The sequence below is a fragment of the Shewanella gelidimarina genome (assembly GCF_023283945.1).
GTDB classification, from domain to species: domain Bacteria; phylum Pseudomonadota; class Gammaproteobacteria; order Enterobacterales; family Shewanellaceae; genus Shewanella; species Shewanella gelidimarina.
In genome coordinates, this window is record NZ_JAKIKW010000005.1 from 126,213 (window position 1) to 149,018 (window position 22,806).

A 22,806-nucleotide genomic window follows, 5' to 3' on the forward strand; every position below is an offset into this window, starting at 1 on the left:
CTCTATCAGCCATATTGACACCGCTTCCCAGCGCTAAGCCATCGCTTTAACAACATCATTAATCGTGGCCACTTCGGCGTCATACTCGATGGGTTCGTGTTGGCAACTTCGCCCTTTAACACTGATAGCAAAGCGATAATCGTCATCCAAATGTCCCAAAGCACAATGCCAATTGGCCGCTTCCTCCACCAGCGCGTCATTTGTAGCAGTCATAGCCTCTGTTTTGTTGCTAAAGAGCTGTAAAGCAACCCTTTGCTTGAACACCATCTGCTGATTAGATTCCGAATTTAGCCGTCCAAATTTAGTGTGTTCGCTCGATTTAAGGGTCAATACACCCTGCTGCATTGTGCTTAAGTCAAAACCGAATGATTTAAGCGACAGCGCCAACCCCAGCCCTTTGGCCTTAATATAAGACTCTTTCAATGCCCATAAATCAAAGAAGCGATCACGCTGTAACTCATTGGGTAAAGCAAGTAACGCGGCGGTTTCTGGCTCAGAGAAGTAGTGATTTAATATTGAATGGATATTGGTACTGCTGCGACAGCGCTCAATATCGACTCCCAGCTCCAGTGTCAATGGAACCTTGTCCTCTACAGGCTGTTGATGGATAGCTAACAGCAACCAATCGCCACTATGGCTAAGATTAAAATCTATTCCTGTTCGCTCAAACTGAGCTTGCGTTAAACGCGGTTTACCTTTTTCACCATATTCAAACTGCCAATCAGCTGGGTTTAATTTTCCGTGGCACGACAACAATGCCCGCAGATATCCGCGAACCATCAAACCTTGTACTTTAGCCGTTTGCTGAATATAACGATCGACCTTGTCTATTTCATCTTGTGGTAACCATGAGCGAATTGTCGTCGCGATTTCATTCTCTATCAATGAAGATGATAACGGGCAGAAATACAAGTTTACGCAGGAAGGATTAGAGATATAAAACGACAATGGGAGCTCAAAACAGTAAGTTATTGGGTTAGTGTGGCCTCTTTTACCGTAAAACAACAGAGGGGCATACCACAAAATAGCTGGCAGCCCCGTAACATGTTACATAACGTGTTGATTATTTACTTAACGCCAAAGCCTTAAATGCTTTATCAGGAATAATGCCATAGCGACTAAAACTCATCGAAAAAACGCCATCCCCCCCCGTCATCGATTTAAGCCGTGTGGAGTAATCACCAACATTGGCCAATGGCGCTTCTACACTAACTTCAACCGTGCCGCCAGCCTTAGCTTGAGTACCACAAATAATGCCTCTAGAAGCACTCATATCACCAGTAATGTCCCCTACCTGGCTTTGATCTACCAAGATCTGCATATCGACAATAGGCTCCAAAATTACTGGTTGTGCTAATGCGACTGCATCAATAAAAGCTTTTTTACCCGCCATCACAAATGCTATCTCTTTGGAATCGACACTGTGATGCTTACCATCGAGTATTGTCACTTTTATATCTTGCAACGGGAACCCGCCAAGCGCGCCAGTAAACATGGCTTCGCGAACTCCCTTTTCAACTGCGGGTATATATTGACTCGGTATAGTCCCCCCTACCACTTTGCTGATAAATTCAAATCCCTCTCCGCGCCGCAGTGGTTCAACTTTAAGTTCGACTTCAGCAAACTGGCCTGAACCACCAGATTGCTTTTTATGGCGAAAACGGGCTGTAGCCTCTGCTAATATCGTTTCTCGATAAGCAACGGCTGGCATATCAGTTTCCATATCAACATTAAACAAGGTTTGCGCTTTTTCCAATGCAATTTTCAGGTGGAGTTCGCCCAGCCCTTGTAAAACGGTTTGCCCCTGCGCCTCACTTCGGTTTATCTGTAAACTCGGATCTTCAGCCACTAACTTGTGCAGTACTTCGGAGATCTTCTGCTCATCCCCGCGCCGCCTTGGCGACACAGCTAAGCCAAAAATGGGTTGAGGCAAGTTGATTTCTGGTAGATGAAACTCATCTTCATCGTGGCTATCATGTAACACTGCGCCCACTTCGAGTTGATCAATCTTGGCTATCACGCAGATATCACCCGGAATAGCCTGGCTAATATCGACCAGTTCATTCCCTTGTAATTTAGCTAGATGACTCACTTTAAAGGGCTTACGCCCGCGACCAATAAACAATTTCATTCCAAGATTGATCGTGCCTTGGTAAAGCCTAAATACGCCCATTCGGCCGAAGAATGGATCAATTGATACCCTAAAAACATGTGCCAATACGTGATCATTTTTACTTTGACTCACATCAATCGGTACAGCTTCTTTGCCCAAGCCTTTAACAAATTGTGGTGGATTGGCTTCAAGTGGATTAGGCATCAATTTGACTAACAGCTCTAACAACGAGCCGATACCGATATCGAGTTCTGCACTGGTAAAACAAACAGGCACTAGATGTCCCATACGCAATGCAGTCTCAAGCGGAGCATGCAACTGCTCCGGCGTTAACGACTCACCTTGCTCCAAGTACAACTCCATAAGTTGCTCATCTTCTTCAAGCACTGTATCGACTAATTCATCCCGTGCGGCCTGCGCTCCGATAAAGGCAGTTTCAGCTTGAGTTTCACAATGGAGATAACAGTCAACGACTTGGTCAACTGCGACATTGGGTAAGTTAACCGGCAGACAACGATGGCCAAATTGCTGTTGAATACAGCCCAGTAATTCAGCCAATCCAGCTTCATGTCCATCAATATGGTTAATCGCAATCAACACTACCTTGCCTTGACTACGCGCTGCTTCAAATGCGCGTTTGGTAACAGTCTCAATACCAACACCCGCATGGATCACCAATAGCACCGACTCAACACCTGGCAGAGGCAACAGTGCACGGCCAAAGAAGTCGGGCAGGCCTGGAGTATCGACGAGATTGATGTGGTGGTTGGCATAATCAAGGTTTAGACATGAGGGTTCTAGGCTGTGGTGGTGAGATTTTTCTTGGGCAGTGAAATCAGCATGATTTGTGCCCTTATCCACCCTGCCTTTTAAGGTTATCGCATTAGCACGAAACAGCAATGCTTCTAATAACGAGGACTTTCCTGATCCTGTGTGTCCGAGCACAGCCAAATTGCGGATCTGCTCAGTGTTGAACTCAGCCATAACGGCCTCCTTTATCACATTATTAAACTTAGGTGTTTTCAATAAGACAATATTCCGGAGTTGTTAACACCAAGTATAAACTTGTAATAAAGTGCAATATTTGACCTAGGTCACTCTTTAACCTATCTATGCTACTTGGCACACAAAACAACACTTTAACTTACAAGTGTTCGCTGAATCTGGTCGTATCTGTAATTATTAAGTCCCAGGTGATTGTATTGCCCTGAAACCTGATGTAGTCTGCTCATCCAGTAGTCAAATTATACCGATTAAATTACGATGTACGGTGAATTCCCGCGAAGTTCATTCGTCACAAAAACGTAATCAAGTCCCAGTAGATTATTAACGGATACCGCTAAATTGATGGCTGAGCAAGTTAATGAAAGTGTAAGTTCGGAAAGCACCAATTCGAATAAGCGTACGCAAAGTACCACTGAAACTCGGCACAGCAATGCCACCACGACACCAGAGATGCGTCGATTCATCCAAGAGTCAGACTTCAGTGTCAGCCAACTTTCAAAAGTGCTGAATATCAGTGAAGCTACAGTGCGTAAGTGGCGTAAGCGTGATTCGATAGAAAATACCCCCAATACGCCGCACCATCTCAACACGACACTAACACCGCTACAGGAATATGTTGTTGTTGGATTGAGATATCAGCTAAAAATGCCACTCGATAGATTACTGACAGCCACGCAGAAATTTATTAACCCTAATGTTTCTCGTTCGGGCTTAGCGCGCTGCTTAAAGCGCTACGGGGTCTCCCGTGTTGGCGATATAAAAAGCCCGCATGTACCGATGCGCTATTTTAATCAGCTGCCAATTACACAAGGCAGTGATGTAAAAACCTATACCTTGCATTATGAAACGCTAGCGCAGACTTTAGCGCTGCCAAGCCCAGATGCAGATAATGTGGTGCAAGTCGTCTCCTTGACTATCCCACCACAATTAACCGAACAACAACCCAGCTCAATCTTGCTTGGCGTCGATGCTCATAGTGACTGGATCTACCTCGACATCTACCAGGATGGTAATACCCAAGCAACCAACAGATACATGGCCTATGTGCTTAAACATGGGCCGTTCCATTTACGAAAGTTACTTGTCAGTAACTATCAAAGTTTTATACAGCGCTTTCCTGGTGCGACGCCAAACCGCCGCACCTCCAAAGATAAGCCCAAAACAAACAATAAGATGCCTGAAAAACAAGCATCCACTGGAGACTCATAATGAGCCAGACCTCTAAACCTGAACAATCATCAGCTACACCAGAGCAAGCACAAGACTCGCAAGCTGATATTCGCTTAAATAAACGTTTAAAAGATATGCCTGTCGCTATTGTGGGCATGGCGAGCATTTTTGCCAACTCGCGTTACCTAAACAAGTTTTGGGATCTCATCAGCGAAAAAATTGATGCTATCACTGAGTTGCCAGACACGCATTGGAAGAAAGAAGATTACTTTGATAGTAACAAAAGCACGCCAGATAAAAGCTACTGTAAGCGCGGCGGCTTTTTACCGGATGTAGATTTCAACCCAATGGAGTTTGGCCTGCCGCCAAATATCCTAGAACTGACTGACTCATCACAGCTACTGTCTTTGATTGTCGCAAAAGAGGTCCTTGCCGATGCTAACCTGCCTGAAGGTTACGACAGAGACAAAATCGGTATTACGCTAGGCGTGGGTGGCGGACAAAAAATCAGCCACAGCTTAACAGCGCGTCTGCAATATCCTGTGCTTAAGAAAGTATTTGCCAACAGTGGCATTAGCGACGAAGACAGCGAAATGCTGATCAAAAAGTTCCAAGACCAATATGTACATTGGGAAGAGAACTCGTTCCCAGGTTCACTCGGTAACGTGATTGCCGGCCGAATTGCTAACCGTTTCGATTTCGGTGGTATGAACTGCGTGGTTGACGCTGCATGTGCAGGCTCTTTAGCCGCTATGCGTATGGCGCTTAGTGAACTTGTTGAAGGTCGCTCAGAGATGATGATCACTGGCGGCGTCTGTACCGACAACTCGCCTTCTATGTACATGAGTTTTTCAAAGACACCCGCATTCACCACTAACGAGACGATTCAGCCATTTGATATCGATTCAAAAGGGATGATGATTGGTGAAGGTATCGGCATGATCGCATTGAAGCGTCTTGAAGATGCTGAACGCGATGGCGACAGAATTTACTCGGTCATTAAAGGCATGGGGTCTTCATCAGATGGTAAGTTTAAATCTATCTATGCACCACGCCCTGAAGGTCAAGCAAAAGCGCTTAACCGCGCCTATGACGACGCTGGTTTTGCGCCGCATACCTTAGGCCTTATCGAAGCGCACGGAACAGGTACTGCCGCAGGTGACGCCGCAGAATTTGCCGGTCTGTGTTCAGTTTTCAGTGAAGGCGATGACACCAAGCAGCACATTGCTCTTGGCTCAGTGAAATCGCAGATTGGCCACACTAAATCAACCGCGGGTACTGCCGGACTGATTAAAGCGGCTTTAGCACTACACCATAAAGTATTGCCAGCGACGATTAACGTTAGCCAGCCGAGTCCAAAGCTTGATATCGAAAACTCGCCTTTCTATCTCAATACTGAAACACGCCCTTGGTTACCACGTGTCGATGGTACGCCGCGCCGTGCGGGTATTAGCTCATTTGGTTTTGGTGGTACTAACTTCCACTTTGTATTAGAAGAGTACAAACCAGAACATAGCCGTATCGACAGCGAAAAAGCAAAATATCGCCAACGCCAAGTGGCGCAAAGCTTCCTAGTCAGTGCTCAAAGCAAAGATGCACTCATCAAAGAACTGAATGCATTAGCAGCCTCAAGCGCTGAATCTGCCTTTAACCTTAAAGATGCTGCTGAAAACTTCGCAGTACGTGAGCTCGCCGCCAACGCACCGCGTATCGGCCTTGTCGCCAATAACGCTGCAGAATTAACCACCTTTATTAAGCAAACCGTCGCTAAGCTATCAAATAGTGATGACACTCAATGGCAACTACCGGGTGGCATCAGCTACCGTGCTAGCGCCATTGTCGATGCTGCAAACAAAGCCTCAGGCAAAGTCGCGGCATTGTTCGCTGGTCAAGGTTCGCAGTACCTCAACATGGGACGCGATCTCGCTTGCTACTACCCAGAGATGCGTCAGCAATTAGTCACTGCAGATAAAGTGTTTGCCGCCAACGACAAAACACCTCTATCGCAAATATTGTATCCAAAACCTGTCTTTAATAAAGATGATGTGAAGACACAAGAAGCCGTATTGACTAATACCGCTAATGCGCAAAGCGCTATCGGCGCTGTTTCAATGGGTCAATACGCACTATTTACTGCAGCTGGTTTTAATGCCGATATGGTTGCGGGTCACAGCTTTGGTGAGCTAAGCGCATTATGTGCTGCTGGCGTTATTTCAGCTGACGACTACTACAAACTGGCCTTTGCCCGTGGTGATGCCATGGCAACTAAAGCCGCGGCTAAAGACGGTGTTGAAGCTGACACTGGCGCCATGTTTGCCATCATCCATAAAGCGGATGATTTAGCCACGCTTGAAAGTACTATCGCTAAGTTCGATGGTGTTAAAGTGGCTAACTATAACGCGCCGACACAATCAGTCATTGCCGGCCCAACAGCCGCAACGGGCGACGCGGCAAAAGCACTCAGTGAATTAGGTTATAAAGCAATTAACTTGCCTGTGTCAGGTGCTTTCCACACCGAACTTGTCGGTCACGCTCAAGCGCCTTTCGCTAAAGCAATTGATGGCGCCAAGTTTACCAAGCCAAGCCGCGCGTTATATTCAAACGCAACGGGCGCACTCTACGACAATACTGCTGCCAAGGTTAAGGCGTCGTTCAAGAAACATATGCTTCAATCAGTGCGTTTCACTGCGCAACTAGAAGCTATGTATGATGCTGGCGCGCGAGTATTTGTTGAGTTTGGTCCGAAGAACATTTTGCAAAAGCTAGTACAGGGTACGTTGAGCGACAAGTTAAACGAACTTTGCATCATCTCGGTCAACCCTAGCCCTAAGGGCGACAGTGACTTACAGCTTAAACAAGCTGCAGTGCAACTTGCCGTTGCGGGTGTGCAACTTGATAATATCGATCCATACCAAGCTGATATTGCCGCGCCAGCTAAACGCTCACCGATGAATATCTCGCTCAATGCCGCTAACCATATTAGCCCAGCGACTCGCGCTAAAATGGCTAAGTCGCTTGAGACTGGAACAGTTACAAGCACAACCATCATCGAAGAGAAAATCGTCGAAAAGATTGTTGAAGTTGAAAAAATCGTCGAAGTGCAAACTGTTATTGAAAAAGAAGTAGAGAAGATCGTGGAGATTGCAGTACCAATGTCTAATGAGCATGTAGCGCCTAATGGCCAAATCGTTCCAAGTGCAGCCGCACAACCTGCCATAGTTCAGGCAGCAAGAGTTCAGCCAGCAACCGTCAGTGTTAGCACTGATGCATTGTCGCTGTTCTTTGCCGCGCAGCAACAAGCTGCGGAGCTGCATCAGCAATTCCTTAGTATTCCACAGCAATATGGTGAGACGTTTACCACCTTAATGACTGAGCAAACTAAACTGGCTGGCGCAGGTGTTGCTTTACCTGAAAGCTTGCAACGTTCGATGGAGCAGTTCCATCAGCTACAAGCACAAACAGTACAAAGCCATACTCAATTCTTAGAGATGCAAGCAGGCAACAATAATGCCGCGCTTAACATGCTTAACGGCACTGCGATTGTCAGCCCAGTTTATGCGCCTGTTACTCAAAATCTTGCACCTGCTCTAGCAGCACCTGTTGTTGCAACAATCGTTGCGCCAAGAGTAGCGGCTCCTGTAGTTGCTCCAGTAGTGAATGCGCCACACGTTACAGCGACGCCAGTTCAGCGCCAAGCTGCACCCGCAGCGCGTATCGAACCTGTTGCCGCGCCAGTTGTCGCTGCACCAGTATCTCCTACAGTCAGCGCGACTCTGTCTGCAGAGAAGGTACAAGCGACCATGCTTGAAGTTGTGGCAGAAAAGACTGGTTACCCAACCGAGATGCTTGAACTTGAAATGGATATGGAAGCCGATTTAGGTATCGACTCTATCAAACGTGTTGAGATTTTAGGTACTGTGCAGGATAAGCTACCAGGCTTACCAGAGCTAAGCCCAGAAGATTTAGCCGAGTGTCGTACACTGGGTGAAATCGTTAGCTACATGAACAGTAAACTCTCAACAAGTGCCGCTGAAGGCTCTCAACTTTCTTCAAGTGTTGCTCCTCAAGTGAACGTAGCTCCAGTAACTAATGGCCTCTCAGCAGAAAAAGTACAGGCGACCATGATGTCTGTTGTGGCTGAAAAGACCGGTTACCCTACCGAGATGCTCGAGCTTGAAATGGATATGGAAGCCGATTTAGGTATCGATTCTATCAAGCGCGTAGAGATCTTGGGTACTGTGCAAGATGAGCTACCAGGTTTACCTGAGCTAAGCCCAGAAGATTTAGCTGAGTGTCGTACACTAGGCGAAATCGTTAGCTACATGAACTCTAAACTGGCTGATGGCTCTAAGCTTTCTGGTACTTCTCAAGTCGCAGTAACAGCAACAATAGCCACAGACTCTTTACCTTTACAAACCGCTGAAGGCTCACTCTCTGCTGAGAAAGTACAAGCGACTATGATGTCTGTTGTCGCTGAAAAGACCGGTTACCCTACCGAGATGCTCGAGCTTGAAATGGATATGGAAGCCGATTTAGGTATCGACTCTATCAAGCGCGTTGAGATCTTGGGTACAGTGCAAGATGAGCTACCAAGTCTGCCTGAGCTTAACCCTGAAGATTTAGCAGAGTGTCGTACACTTGGCGAAATCGTTAGCTATATGAACTCTAAGCTGGCTGATGGCTCTAAGCTTTCTACCTCAGCTGCACCAGTTGTGAATACAGCACCTGCAGCTTCTACAGTATCTGACGGTTTGAGTGCTGAAAAAGTCCAAGCCACCATGATGTCTGTCGTTGCTGACAAGACTGGTTACCCAACTGAAATGCTTGAACTGAGCATGGATATGGAAGCTGACCTTGGTATCGACTCTATCAAACGCGTTGAAATTCTCGGAACTGTTCAAGATGAGCTACCTAGCTTGCCTGAGCTTAACCCAGAAGATCTAGCTGAGTGTCGTACTCTTGGCGAAATCGTTAGCTACATGAACAGCAAGTTAACAAGTGCCGCTGAAGGCTCTACTGTTACTGGGGCTGTGGCGACTCTTCATACTAATGCTGAGACAGCCTTGAGCGCGCAAGAAGTGCAAGCCACCATGATGTCTGTGGTTGCTGACAAGACTGGCTACCCAACCGAAATGCTTGAGCTAAGCATGGATATGGAAGCTGACCTTGGTATCGACTCTATCAAACGTGTTGAAATTCTCGGAACGGTACAAGATGAGCTTCCGGGCTTGCCTGAACTCAACCCTGAAGATCTAGCTGAGTGTCGTACTCTTGGCGAAATCGTTAGCTACATGAACAGCAAGCTATCTACAAGTGCCGCTGAAGGCTCGACTAATACAAGTTCAGCTGAAGGCTCACTTTCTGTCGGTCTTAGTGCAGAGAAAGTACAAGCCACCATGATGTCAGTGGTTGCCGACAAGACTGGCTACCCAACTGAAATGCTTGAATTGAGCATGGATATGGAAGCTGACCTTGGTATCGACTCTATCAAGCGCGTTGAGATTTTAGGGACTGTACAAGATGAGCTTCCGGGCTTGCCTGAACTCAATCCTGAAGATCTAGCCGAGTGTCGCACCTTAGGCGAAATCGTTAGCTATATGAACTCTAAGCTGGCTGATGGTTCTAAACTCTCTACAAGTGCCGCTGAAGGCTCTGCACTTTCTAGAAGTGCTGCTGCAACTCAAACAACTGCAGTCTCTGCTGAACCAAGTGTTGAACTTCCACCCCATAGCGAGGTGGCGCTAAAAAAGCTTAGCGCGGCGGACAAGATTGAAAACTGTTTCGCCGCAGACACAAACGTTGTGATCACAGATGATGGCCACAACGCAGGTGTACTAGCAGAGAAACTGGTTAAACAAGGGCTAAAAGTCGCTGTTGTTCGACTACCTGAAGGCAATGCTCATTCACCGCTTTCAAGCGATGTAGCAAGCTTTCAAGCAACATCAGCAGACGAAGTCGGTATTAACGCTGTCATTGCACAAATCGAGCAACAACTCGGTGCAATCGGTGGATTCATTCACCTGCAGCCAGAAGCCAGTGATAGTAATCAAGGCGATGCTGTTAACCTTAATGAGCAAAGCTTTAACCACCTGAGCCAAGCGTTCTTATGGGCAAAACTGCTACAGCCAAAGCTGACTGTCGGTAACAATGCCCGTCGTTGTTTCGTGACAGTCAGTCGTATTGATGGCGGCTTTGGCTACCTCAATACTCAAGCATTACAAGCTGCAGAGCTTAACCAAGCCGCGTTAGCAGGGTTAACTAAAACACTTGGTCACGAATGGCCAACTGTTTTTTGCCGCGCATTAGATATCGCCACCGATGTTGATGCAACGCACTTCGCAGATGCTATTACCAACGAGCTTTTTGATGCCAATACCCAGTTACCTGAGGTTGGTATTGCAACAGACAAGCACGGCGATATTAGCCGCGTAACCCTAGTTGCAGGCGAAGCGAGCAATAAATCAGCGAAAGCAGAACTAAACAGTTCAGATAAAATACTGGTGACCGGGGGAGCTAAAGGCGTCACGTTCGAATGTGCACTTGCCCTAGCCCGTCGCACTCAGTCTCACTTTATCTTAGCGGGTCGTAGCGAATTACAAGCATTGCCAAGTTGGGCTGCGGGTAAGCAAACCAGCGAGCTTAAATCTGCCGCTATTGCGCATATTATCGCAACGGGTCAAAAGCCAACGCCAAAGCAAGTCGATGCCCTAGTGTGGCCAGTGCAGAGCAGCATTGAAATCAACACTGCATTAAACGCTTTTGCTAGCGTCGGCGCATCAGCTGAATACGTCAGCATGGATGTCACCGACACCAGCGCTATTAGCGCCGCACTACAAGGCCGTTCAAGCGAAATAACCGGTCTAATACATGGTGCTGGCGTACTTGCTGATAAGCATATTCAAGACAAAACACTGGCAGAGCTAGCGCGAGTTTATGGCACTAAAGTGAATGGCCTTAAAGCACTGCTTGCTGCACTTGAGCCAAGTAACATCAAACTGCTAGCGATGTTCTCATCGGCTGCAGGTTTTTACGGTAACACTGGCCAAAGTGATTACGCCATGTCTAACGACATCCTTAACAAGGCAGCACTGCAGTTCACTGCACGCAACCCACAAGCTAAAGTCATGAGCTTTAACTGGGGCCCTTGGGATGGCGGCATGGTTACCGCGGCATTGAAGAAGATGTTTACCGACCGCGGTGTATATGTCATTCCTTTGCAAGCCGGCGCTGAACTATTTGCGACTCAGCTACTCAGTGAGACGGGGGCACAGTTGTTAGTTGGTACCTCTATGCAAGGCGCTGACGCTTCGACTGGAGCTGCATCTGTAAAAAAGCTTAATGCGGGTGAGGTGCAAACTGCATCGCGCTCGCAGCATGATGCAAAAAAGTTCGGCCACGGTCAGCTAACCGCAGTCACACTCACTCGTCGCCTTAACCCCAATGCATTGGTCTTTATCCAAGACCACCGCATTGGCGGTAACCCTGTGCTACCCACAGTGTGTGCTATCCAATGGATGCGCGAAGCGGCAAGTGAAATGTTAGGTACTTGCGTAAAAGTAGTTGATTACAAATTACTGAAAGGCATTGTATTTGACGACTTAGCGCCGCAAGAGATGACGCTAGCGTTAACGCCAACTGATGATGGCAAGACGTTTAGCGCCCTCATTAGCTGCCAAGGTCGCCCGCAATATAAAGCGACACTCATCGCCAGCAGTGACAGCGACCTTGACGATGCATCGGTCCGCGCAGAGCCGCTAACACCAGCTATGTATGCGTTAGATGCAAGCCAAGCGGTAACAACTGCGGCAACCCTGTATGCCAACGGTACCTTGTTCCATGGACCGCGTTTGCAGGGCATTGACACAGTGACGCAATTTGATGACAACAGTTTAATCACCACAGTGAAACTCGCTGAGGTTGATGCTAATGACTGTGGTCAGTTTGTTGCACAATCACATATCGGTGGCTGCCAGCCCTTTGCTGAAGACTTGTTACTGCAAGCGATGTTAGTGTGGGCCAGACTTAAACATGGCGCGGCTAGCCTGCCCTCATCAATTGGTGAGTTTGTGGTCAACAGTCCAATGGCATTTGGTGAGCGCGGCTTTATTAAGTTAGACGTGGTTAAAACTAGCGCTCGTTCGCTAGCGGCTAACGTGGCTCTGTACCATGAAAATGGTGAACTCAGTGCCAAGATGACGAGTGCTAAAGTGACCATTAGCAAAAGTTTGAATGATGCATTTGTTGCCCACTCGACTCACACGGGTGACAGCAATCTTAATGCCTCGGCCTTACTTGCTAATACAAACAGCAGCAGTGCACTAGGCGAGGCGAAATAGTGACCCATCAACCACTAAACGCTGCCGTTGAACAAGCCATCGACAAAAGTGCCATGCCGCTGCGCATCGCACTTTTGGTGTTGCCGTCAATTGAGTTAAGCACCGCCGAACTGGCCACTCTGCTGCCAGAACTGGTCCCTTCAGCGCAGCCATCGTTACTCGACAGTATTGTCAAAATAACCGTCGACGATTTTGCAAACGCCAGCTTTGAAAAGCAGTTAGACCGCACCATTAGCGCTATTAATGACGGTAAGCTGGTTCAGCTCACTACTGCTGAGCATGCTTTATTGATGATGCCCGCGTTAAAAGCGGCGCAACTTAGAATACATCCCCATGCACAGCTGACGGCAATGCAGCGCTGCAATGATAAATCGGATTGCAGTATCACTCGTGCGTTAACGCAAGCAAAACGCGAAACCGCCCATTTAAGTCAGCATGAGCAACATGATGAGCTTGATAGCAAAGCACAATTCGCTGCGGTGCATCAGCTTATTAGCCAGTTAGCAAGCCGCACTCACTATCGTAATAAGCTTAATAACGGTGTTGCGTTAACGCCTAAGCAAGCCAACAGTCACTATTGGTTTACCGAGTACCATCAAGCGCGCGTTGCAGCGATTAGCTTTAACAATGGCCCGCAATCGGTGAGCTTTGTGATTGCTCAAGGCACTGGTTTTATCGCCGCTAAGTCTTTGCTTAATTATCAGCGTCTACAATTTATTGTTTTCGGTGACAATCAAGCTGAACTGAGCAAGGCGATTACGGTACTCAGTGCAAATCTTGAATCACTGCGCATCGATAAGCATGCCGATATCAACGTACTCAAAGCGATGGTGAACAATTTAAGCCTACATGCGCAAACCGGCAGCAAAGCTCAGTTTTGTGCGGTGCTAAATGCAAACTCTGTTGAGGCCATGCAGCTTGAACTGAATGCATTAAAGGCTGCGTTAGCTAACACCATTGCAGCGCAAACACAGTATAAAACCCCAAGCGGCAGTTACTTCACCGCGCATGCGTTGGGTAACCAGACTGAATCAGGGCTCGCTTTTGTGTACCCGGGCGTTGGGACTGTTTATGCCGATATGTTGAGTGAACTGCATGAGTATTTCCCCGCGCTATACGCCAAACTTGAGCGTGAAGGCGATCTAAAATCGATGCTGCAAGCAGAGCATATTTACCATGTTGATCCTAAACATGCCGCCGCGATGGATTTAGGCGATTTGGCCATTGCAGGGGTGGGCAGCAGTTATATTCTCACGCAACTATTAACCGATGAATTTAAGGTTAGTCCAGACTTTGCACTGGGCTACTCTATGGGTGAAGCGTCGATGTGGGCCAGTCTTGGTGTGTGGAAGAACCCGCATGACTTGATAAGTAAAACCCAAACGGACCCGTTATTCACCTCTGCTATTTCAGGTAAATTGACCGCCGTGAGACAAGCATGGCAACTAAGCGTTGATGAGCCAGACATTGTCTGGAACAGTTTTGTTGTCCGCAGCCCTGCAGCCCCCATCCAAGCCTTGCTAGCCTTTCACCCTCGCGCTTATATCGCCATCATTCAAGGTGACACTTGCGTGATTGCAGGTTGCGAAAGTCAATGCAAAGCGCTACTGGCACAACTTGGAAAACGGGGTATTGCCGCCAATCGTGTTACCGCAATGCATACGCCTCCGGCAATGGAAGAGCATAGCAATGTGGTTAACTTTTACCAGCAACCCCTTAGGGACGAGCTACCAGATGATATCAAGTTTATCAGTGCTGCTAGCCTCGCCGGAATGGCGCCACGCCATCAAGCCGTAAAGCCGCTTGATAGCCAAGTCGTTGCTCAATCAATTGCCGATACCTTCTGCCATACCTTAGACTTTACCGCGCTGATCCATAGCGCCCAACGTCAAGGCGCAAAGCTATTTATTGAACTTGGTGCAGACAGACAAAACTGCACGTTAATCGACAAGATTGCTAAGCAAGACAGTCAGGATGAAAACGCAGCAGTACTGCTTAAAAACGCACCTTGTTGCACCGTGCCGATGAATGCAAAAGGCAGTAGCGATGCTGTCAACCTCATCAAAGCCTTAGGGCAACTGATTAGCCACGGCGTGCCACTGTCGGTAACACCACTAATTGATGGACTCGCGCGCGAAATCGCGCGTACCAAGCTGCTAAATAGCAAGTCTGGCCAAGGCCAACAAGATAGCCGCAACGCTATCGCTTCGTCCTATGACACTACATCACTCAAAGGGGAAGTCTAATGTCTTTAACAGACAACACTTCTAACCACGTTTCCAGCAAGCAGAGCAAGATCGCCATCGTCGGTTTAGCCACTCTGTACCCAGACGCTAACAGCCCGCAGGAATTTTGGCAGAATTTACTCGAAAGACGAGATTCACGTAGCACCTTGACCGATAAAAAACTGGGTGCCAATAGCGCCGACTATCAAGGTGTACAAGGTCAATCGGACCGCTTTTATTGCAATAAAGGTGGCTACATTGAAAATTTCAGCTTTAACTCAGCGGGTTACAAACTACCAGCAGATAGCCTAGCGGGCTTAGACCATAGCTTTTTATGGGCACTAGACACCAGTCGTAAAGCGCTAGAAGATGCCGGTATTTCACTTGATAACAATGAATTACTGGGCCGCACTGGCGTTATCATGGGCGCACTGTCTTTTCCGACAGAGCGTTCAAATGACCTATTTTTGCCGATTTACCACAGCGCAGTAGAAAAAGCGTTGCAAGATAAATTGGGCAGCCACCATTTTAAACTCAGCCCAACCAATGCGGCCACTCAACGTGCTAACAAGGAGTCAACGCTAGAAAGTGCCAACGGCGCAATTGCCCACAACACCTCTAAAGTGGTTGCTGATGCGTTAGGCCTTGGTCGCGCTCAGCTCAGTCTGGATGCTGCATGCGCCAGCTCGGTTTACTCGCTCAAACTCGCCTGTGATTACTTAAGCACCGGAAAAGCAGATGTGATGCTTGCTGGCGCAGTATCAGGCGCAGACCCGTTCTTTATTAACATGGGTTTCTCTATCTTTCATGCCTACCCGGATCATGGCGTATCAGTGCCATTTGATGGTGATAGTAAAGGCTTATTCGCTGGCGAAGGTGCTGGCGTATTGGTGCTTAAACGCCTTGAAGATGCAGAGCGTGACAACGACAAGATCTACGCCGTTGTCAGTGGCGTTGGTTTGTCTAATGACGGTAAAGGTCAGTTTGTATTGAGCCCGAACCCTAAAGGTCAGGTCAAAGCCTTTGAGCGCGCTTATGCCGCCAGTGATATTGAGCCAAAAGACATCGAAGTGATTGAATGCCATGCCACCGGAACGCCTCTGGGTGACAAAATTGAGCTCACATCAATGGAGACCTTTTTTGAAGATAAGTTACAGGGCGCAGATGCGCCGCTTATCGGCTCGGCAAAATCAAACCTAGGGCATTTGCTCACTGCCGCAGGCATGCCAGGGATCATGAAGATGATCTTTGCCATGAAAGAGGGCTTACTGCCGCCCAGTATTAATATTAGCGATGCGATTTCATCGCCTAATAAGCTATTTGGTAAAGCAACACTGCCGAGCTTAGTGCAAGGTTGGCCCGATAAAGCCAGTAATACTCAAGCAGGGGTTAAAACTCGCCATGCGGGTGTCTCTGTATTTGGTTTTGGTGGCTGCAACGCGCATCTATTACTTGAATCTTATACACAAAAATCGCCAACACCCCAGCAGAAAAATCCCGCTGTAGCCGCGCCCCCTGCGCCACTGAAAATTGTCGGCCTAAGTTCACACTTTGGTCCGCTGTGCAATATTAATCAGCTTGATAGCGCCATTGCCACCAATAGCGACGCCTTTATAACCCTGCCAACCAAGCGTTGGAAAGGCTTAGAGAAACACCCTGAATTGTTAGCTCAGTTTGGACTCAGCGCAGCGCCGAAAGGGGCTTATATCGATAACTTCGAGTTGGATTTTCTACGCTTTAAGCTGCCGCCTAATGAAGATGATCGCTTGATCTCCCAACAACTGATGTTGATGCGAGTCACCGACGAAGCCATTCGTGATGCCAAGCTACAACCGGGCCAAAAAGTGGCCGTGTTAGTCGCAATGGAAACCGAGCTTGAACTGCACCAGTTCCGCGGCCGCGTTAACTTACACACCCAACTTCAACAAAGCCTTGCCGCGATTGGCGTGAGCTTAAGTGCAGATGAGTACCAAGCACTCGAAGCTATCGCGATGGACAGTGTACTGGATGCGGCGAAGCTGAATCAGTACACCAGTTTTATTGGCAACATAATGGCATCTCGCGTGTCATCGCTATGGGATTTTAATGGCCCTGCCTTTACCATCTCTGCGGCTGAGCAATCAGTAAGCCGTTGTATCGATGTTGCGCAAAACCTGATTGCTGAAGATAACCTTGATGCCGTCGTGATTGCCGCGGTCGACTTATCTGGCAGCTTCGAGCAGGTGATCTTAAAGAACAGTATCGCGCCTGTGGCCTTAACGCCAAATAGCGCGCTTGCTAGCCAAGATAGTTGGAATGTCGGTGAAGGCGCAGGCGCACTCGTCTTGGTAAAAGATGAAAGCACATCAGGTCGTGCTTACGGGAAAATTGATGCATTGGCTTTTGGTCAGGCGCAGCAATTATCTCAAGTTACCGATACGCTTTTAAGCCAAGCGGCAACGAATAGCGCCAGCGTTAATGTGGTTGAAACCAATATTGCCCCTGGCAGCTTAGCGACAACAGCCGCGAAAGCGACATTAGCAGCTGGTTTCCCGAATGCGATTTCGACTAGCGCCGATAGCCGCGTTGGCCACTGTTTTGCCGCTGCGGGTATGGCCAGTTTACTCCATGGCTTATTAAGCGCATCACGCAGCGCGCCCTCTCATGCCATTACGCGTAAGGCCTTAGTGACTAACATCAGTGAGAACCAAGTATCTCAGTTACTCATAAGCCAAAGTGATAGCGAGCAACAAGCGCTGCGTTCACGTTTAAGCAGTGAGCTTAAATCGGACGCTAAGCATCAGCTAGTAAGACAAGTCACCCTTGGGGGGCGCGACATTTACCAGCATATTTATGATGCACCGTTAGCTGACTTAACCTCGATTCAGAACAAACTTGCTAACGGCAGCGCCTCTAGCGTTGCTGCCATGCAAATCAAACCTATTATTGCCAGAGCGCAACAGACAGCTCAGCAATCTACCTTACCTATGAATCCTGCAATCGTCCCCGTTCAAGTAACGGCGGCGGTTTCGGCTCAAGCATTAGGCACTTCATCTATGACGACTCAAGTTAAACCGACGACAACCAATACTGTCACCGCAATTGATGTATCTGCAGGTGACTTAGCCGCGTTCCAACAGAATCAGCAATTAGCGCAGCAAGCGCATCATGCCTTTCTGAAAAGCCGTTCTGCGGGAATGCAGGTTGCCGATGCACTATTAAAGCAGCAATTGGCACAAGTGACCGGGCAAACTAGCACACAAGTATCTGAGCCAGCGCCAGTGTTAAGCGCACCGGCCACTATACAAGCTGTGCCAGCAAGCGCTGCTAACGTCGCCGTCATTGCGCCGGATCATGCCAACGTCGCGTCTTATATTGCACCGAATCCTGCGCTTAAACCTTGTATCTGGAACTACGCCGATCTTGTGGAATATGCAGAAGGCGATATTGGCAATGTATTTGGTAGTGATTACGCCATCATCGACAGTTATTCGCGTCGCGTTCGCCTACCCACTACCGATTACCTATTGGTATCACGTGTCACCAAACTTGATGCCACCATGAACGAGTACAAGCCTTGTTCAATGACCACCGAGTATGACATTCCTGTGGATGCGCCCTACTTAGTCGATGGTCAGATCCCGTGGGCCGTTGCGGTAGAGTCTGGTCAATGTGACTTAATGTTGATCAGCTATTTGGGTATCGACTTTGAGAACAAAGGTGAGCGTGTTTATCGCCTACTCGATTGTACCCTGACCTTCCTTGGCGATTTGCCACGTGGCGGCGATACCTTGCGTTACGATATTAAGATCAACAACTATGCCCGTAACGGCGAAACACTGTTGTTCTTCTTCTCTTACGAGTGTTTTGTTGACGACACCATGATCCTTAAAATGGACGGTGGTTGTGCTGGTTTCTTCACTGATGAAGAACTGGCTGATGGCAAAGGTGTTATTCGCACCGAAGATGAGATAAAAGCCCGTAGCTTAGTAGTGAAGAAAACCTTTAACCCACTGCTAGATTGCCCGAAAACTAGCTTTAGCTACCCTGAGATCCATAAACTTCTTAGCGCAGATATCGAAGGCTGTTTTGGTCCAAGCCACAAAGGTGCTGCTCAACCGTCACTTTGTTTCGCAGCAGAGAAGTTCTTGATGATCGAGCAAGTGAGTAAGCTTGAGCGCAACGGCGGCACATGGGGCTTAGGGCTTATCGAAGGCCAAAAGCAACTTGAAGCTAACCATTGGTACTTCCCTTGTCACTTCCAAGGTGACCAAGTGATGGCAGGCTCGCTGATGGCCGAAGGTTGTGGCCAGTTACTGCAGTTTTACATGCTGCATTTGGGTATGCACACTCAAACGCAAAACGGTCGTTTCCAACCCCTTGAAAATGCATCGCAGCAAGTGCGTTGTCGCGGACAAGTGCTGCCACAATCTGGCGTACTGACTTACCGCATGGAAGTGACTGAAATTGGCTTTAGCCCGCGTCCCTATGCCAAAGCCAATATTGACATATTGCTTAACGGCAAAGCCGTGGTTGATTTCCAAAACCTAGGCGTGATGATCAAAGAGGAAGATGAATGTGTTCGCTACCCTCTTTTAGAGCGCACGGCAGAGAAACAAGTGCCGAGTGCATCAATTAAACAAGGCTACCAACCAGCATCGGTTAATGCCCCGCTGATGGCGCAAATCCCTGATTTGAGCAAAGCACCAAACAAAGGCGTTATCCCAATTTCACACGTCGAAGCGCCTATCACGCCAGACTATCCAAATCGAGTGCCTGATACAGTGCCGTTTACGCCGTATCACATGTTTGAGTTTGCTACGGGTAACATTGAAAACTGCTTCGGCCCAGAGTTTTCAATCTACCGCGGCATGATCCCACCACGCACTCCGTGTGGCGATCTACAAGTGACGACTCGCGTCATTGAAGTTAACGGTAAACGCGGCGAGTTTAAAAAGCCTTCATCGTGTATCGCTGAGTATGAAGTGCCAAGCGACGCGTGGTATTTCGACAAGAATAATCACGCATCCACCATGCCATACTCGATATTGATGGAAATTTCACTGCAACCTAACGGCTTTATTTCAGGTTACATGGGCACCACATTAGGTTTCCCAGGACTTGAGCTGTTTTTCCGTAACTTAGACGGCGCAGGTGAATTGCTGCGAGAAGTGGATTTACGCGGTAAAACTATTCGCAATGACTCACGCTTACTCTCGACGGTAATGGCCGGCACCAACATCATCCAAAGCTTCAGCTTCGAACTCAGTACCGACGGTGAACCTTTCTATCGCGGCACCGCGGTATTTGGTTACTTTAAAGGTGAAGCACTGAAAGATCAGCTCGGTCTGGATAACGGTAAAGTGACTCAACCTTGGCATGTTGCTAAAGGGATTGCTGCAGACATCACCGTCAACCTATTGGACAAAGGTGCTCGTCACTTTAATGCGCCAGCAAGCCAACCGCATTACCGTTTGGCCGGTGGCCAGCTTAACTTTATCGACAGTGTCGAGATTGTTGATAACGGCGGCACTGCAGGTTTAGGTTATCTGTATGCTGAGCGCACGATTGACCCAAGTGATTGGTTCTTCCAGTTCCACTTCCATCAAGATCCAGTGATGCCAGGCTCACTAGGTGTTGAAGCGATTATTGAAACCATGCAAACTTATGCGATTAGCAAAGACTTGGGTGCAGGCTTTAAAAATCCAAAGTTTGGCCAAATTCTGTCGAACATCAAATGGAAGTATCGTGGTCAGATAAACCCATTGAACAAGCAGATGTCTATGGATGTCAGCATCACTTCAGTCAAGGATGACAGTGATGGCAAGAAGGTCATCACTGGTAATGCCAGCCTAAGTAAAGATGGTCTGCGTATTTATGAAGTATTTGATATTGCCATCTGTATCGAAGAAGCCCTTTAATGGCTGATTAGCTTGCTATTGTCACCATGCTTCCTTGTCGAAGGTGCTCACCTATAAATATAGGCTGCGCGCCTTCTCCTAGAAGCAAGACGAACTAGCATCGCCCTCAGCCATTAAAATATCGCGCGATAAGAAAAAATTTAGAAAGAGCTTAAATAGAACAAGTAGCTCAAAACAAATAATTAAGGGTCTTAAATATAATGAATCCTACGACAACAAACGAAATGCTATCTCCGTGGCCTTGGGCTGTAAATGAGTCCAACATCAGCTTTGACGTGCAAGTCATGGAACAACAGCTTAAAGACTTTAGCCGTGGCTGCTATGTGGTCAATCATAGTGATAAAGGCTTTGGTATAGCTCAGACTGCCGACCTAGTCTCCGAACACGCCGCTAACAGCAACGCACTGCCTGTCGCAGCATTCACTCCCGCCCTTGGCACTGAAAGCTTAGGTGATAGCAATTTCCGCCGCGTTCACGGCGTAAAGTATGCTTATTACGCCGGTGCAATGGCTAATGGTATTTCGTCAGAAGAGCTCGTTATCGCACTCGGTCAAGCCGGTATCCTTTGCTCGTTTGGCGCAGCAGGTCTGATCCCTAGCCGCGTAGAAGCTGCCATCAACCGCATTCAAAAAGCGCTGCCAAACGGCCCTTACATGTTTAACCTTATTCATAGCCCAAGTGAGCCAGCGTTAGAGCGTGGCAGCGTTGAGCTATTTTTAAAGCATAAAGTGCGCACCGTTGAAGCATCGGCCTTTTTAGGCCTGACACCACAAATCGTCTATTACCGCGCTGCGGGTCTTAGCCGTGATAGCCATGGAAATGTGGTTATCGCTAACAAGGTAATTGCCAAAGTGAGCCGTACTGAAGTGGCTGAAAAATTCATGATGCCAGCACCCGCTAAGATGCTACAGAAGTTGGTTGATGATGGTTCAATCACTGCCGAACAGATGGCACTTGCACTCACAGTGCCAATGGCAGACGACATTACAGCAGAAGCAGACTCAGGCGGTCATACCGATAACCGTCCATTAGTGACACTGTTACCGACTATTTTGGCGCTTAAAGAAGAAATTCAAGATAAATACCAGTACCCAATACCCATTCGCGTCGGCTGTGGCGGCGGCGTTGGAACCCCCGATGCAGCGCTCGCAACCTTTAACATGGGCGCGGCTTATATCGTTACCGGCTCAGTCAACCAAGCCTGCGTAGAAGCAGGTGCCAGTGAACATACACGTAAGTTACTTTCAACCACTGAGATGGCCGATGTGACGATGGCGCCGGCCGCTGACATGTTCGAGATGGGTGTAAAACTGCAAGTGGTTAAGCGCGGTACCTTGTTCCCAATGCGTGCGAACAAGCTGTATGAGCTCTACACACGTTATGACTCTATCGAAGCGATTCCAGCAGCTGAACGTGAGAAGCTTGAAAAGCAAGTTTTCCGCTCAAGCCTAGATGATATTTGGGCAGGTACAGTGGCACACTTTAACGAGCGTGATCCTAAGCAGATTGAGCGCGCTGAAGGTAACCCAAAGCGTAAAATGGCATTGATCTTCCGCTGGTACTTGGGGCTTTCTAGCCGCTGGTCAAACTCTGGTGAAGTCGGCCGTGAAATGGACTACCAAATTTGGGCGGGTCCGGCATTAGGCGCTTTCAACCAATGGGCTAAAGGCAGCTATTTAGATAACTACCAACACCGAAATGCCGTTGATGTGGCTAAACACCTGATGTATGGCGCAGCGTACCTTAACCGCGTTAATAGCTTAACTTCACAAGGCGTTAAGTTACCGACTCAGTTGCTACGCTGGAAACCAACACAGCGCATGGCTTAGGAGCTTAAGGGCATTACTAGAAAGCGCTAGAGAACTTCGGCCCCTTAAAACTTAAGCTTTAAGGGGTCTCATCAATAGATGAAAACCAGAATCCTAATCCTAACGCAGACGAGTAAAAATCGCATACTATAGTCGTTGTAGCATCGGCTATAAGCGATGTAGACCATTGTGGGATTTGACTTGTTCAACAACAGTTTCAGCTCAGAACCATCTGAGAAAAAACGGCTG

Annotated in this window: 7 protein-coding genes; 5 read left to right on the forward strand and 2 right to left on the reverse strand. The window is 47.9% G+C overall.

The annotated features are described in order from the left end of the window. Nucleotides 1-33: 33 nt before the first annotated feature. Together L2729_RS06615 and fusA are read right to left on the reverse strand one after the other, a co-directional pair. Nucleotides 34-948 carry a 4'-phosphopantetheinyl transferase family protein gene (locus L2729_RS06615; protein WP_283104156.1) on the reverse strand — a complete coding sequence of 305 codons (915 nt, stop codon included), beginning with the start codon at nt 946-948 and terminating at the stop codon, nt 34-36. A 115-nt stretch (nt 949-1,063) separates the two neighbouring features. Further along, nucleotides 1,064-3,097, reverse strand: a complete 2,034-nt coding sequence (gene fusA / locus L2729_RS06620) for an elongation factor G (protein WP_248987558.1) — start codon at nt 3,095-3,097, stop codon at nt 1,064-1,066. A gap of 363 nt (nt 3,098-3,460) precedes the next feature. Between fusA and L2729_RS06625 the strand changes: the two genes are divergently transcribed. The 5 genes from L2729_RS06625 (at nt 3,461) to pfaD (ending at nt 22,578) form a co-directional block, all read left to right on the forward strand. Next, on the forward strand, nt 3,461-4,327 hold the full coding sequence (locus tag L2729_RS06625) for a transcriptional regulator (protein WP_248987559.1): 867 nt from the start codon (nt 3,461-3,463) through the stop codon (nt 4,325-4,327). After that, complete coding sequence (locus tag L2729_RS06630) at nt 4,327-12,624, forward strand: type I polyketide synthase (RefSeq protein WP_248987560.1); 8,298 nt, start codon at nt 4,327-4,329, stop codon at nt 12,622-12,624. The genes L2729_RS06625 and L2729_RS06630 overlap by 1 nt, the downstream gene beginning before the upstream one ends. Next, a complete protein-coding gene (locus L2729_RS06635) occupies nt 12,624-14,870 on the forward strand; it encodes a PfaB family protein (protein WP_346347756.1) in 2,247 nt (748 codons plus the stop codon). The genes L2729_RS06630 and L2729_RS06635 overlap by 1 nt, the downstream gene beginning before the upstream one ends. Then, a complete protein-coding gene (gene pfaC / locus L2729_RS06640) occupies nt 14,870-20,749 on the forward strand; it encodes an eicosapentaenoate synthase subunit PfaC (protein WP_248987561.1) in 5,880 nt (1,959 codons plus the stop codon). The genes L2729_RS06635 and pfaC overlap by 1 nt, the downstream gene beginning before the upstream one ends. A gap of 200 nt (nt 20,750-20,949) precedes the next feature. Next, nucleotides 20,950-22,578, forward strand: a complete 1,629-nt coding sequence (gene pfaD / locus L2729_RS06645; protein WP_248987562.1) for an eicosapentaenoate synthase subunit PfaD — start codon at nt 20,950-20,952, stop codon at nt 22,576-22,578. Nucleotides 22,579-22,806: the final 228 nt, after the last annotated feature.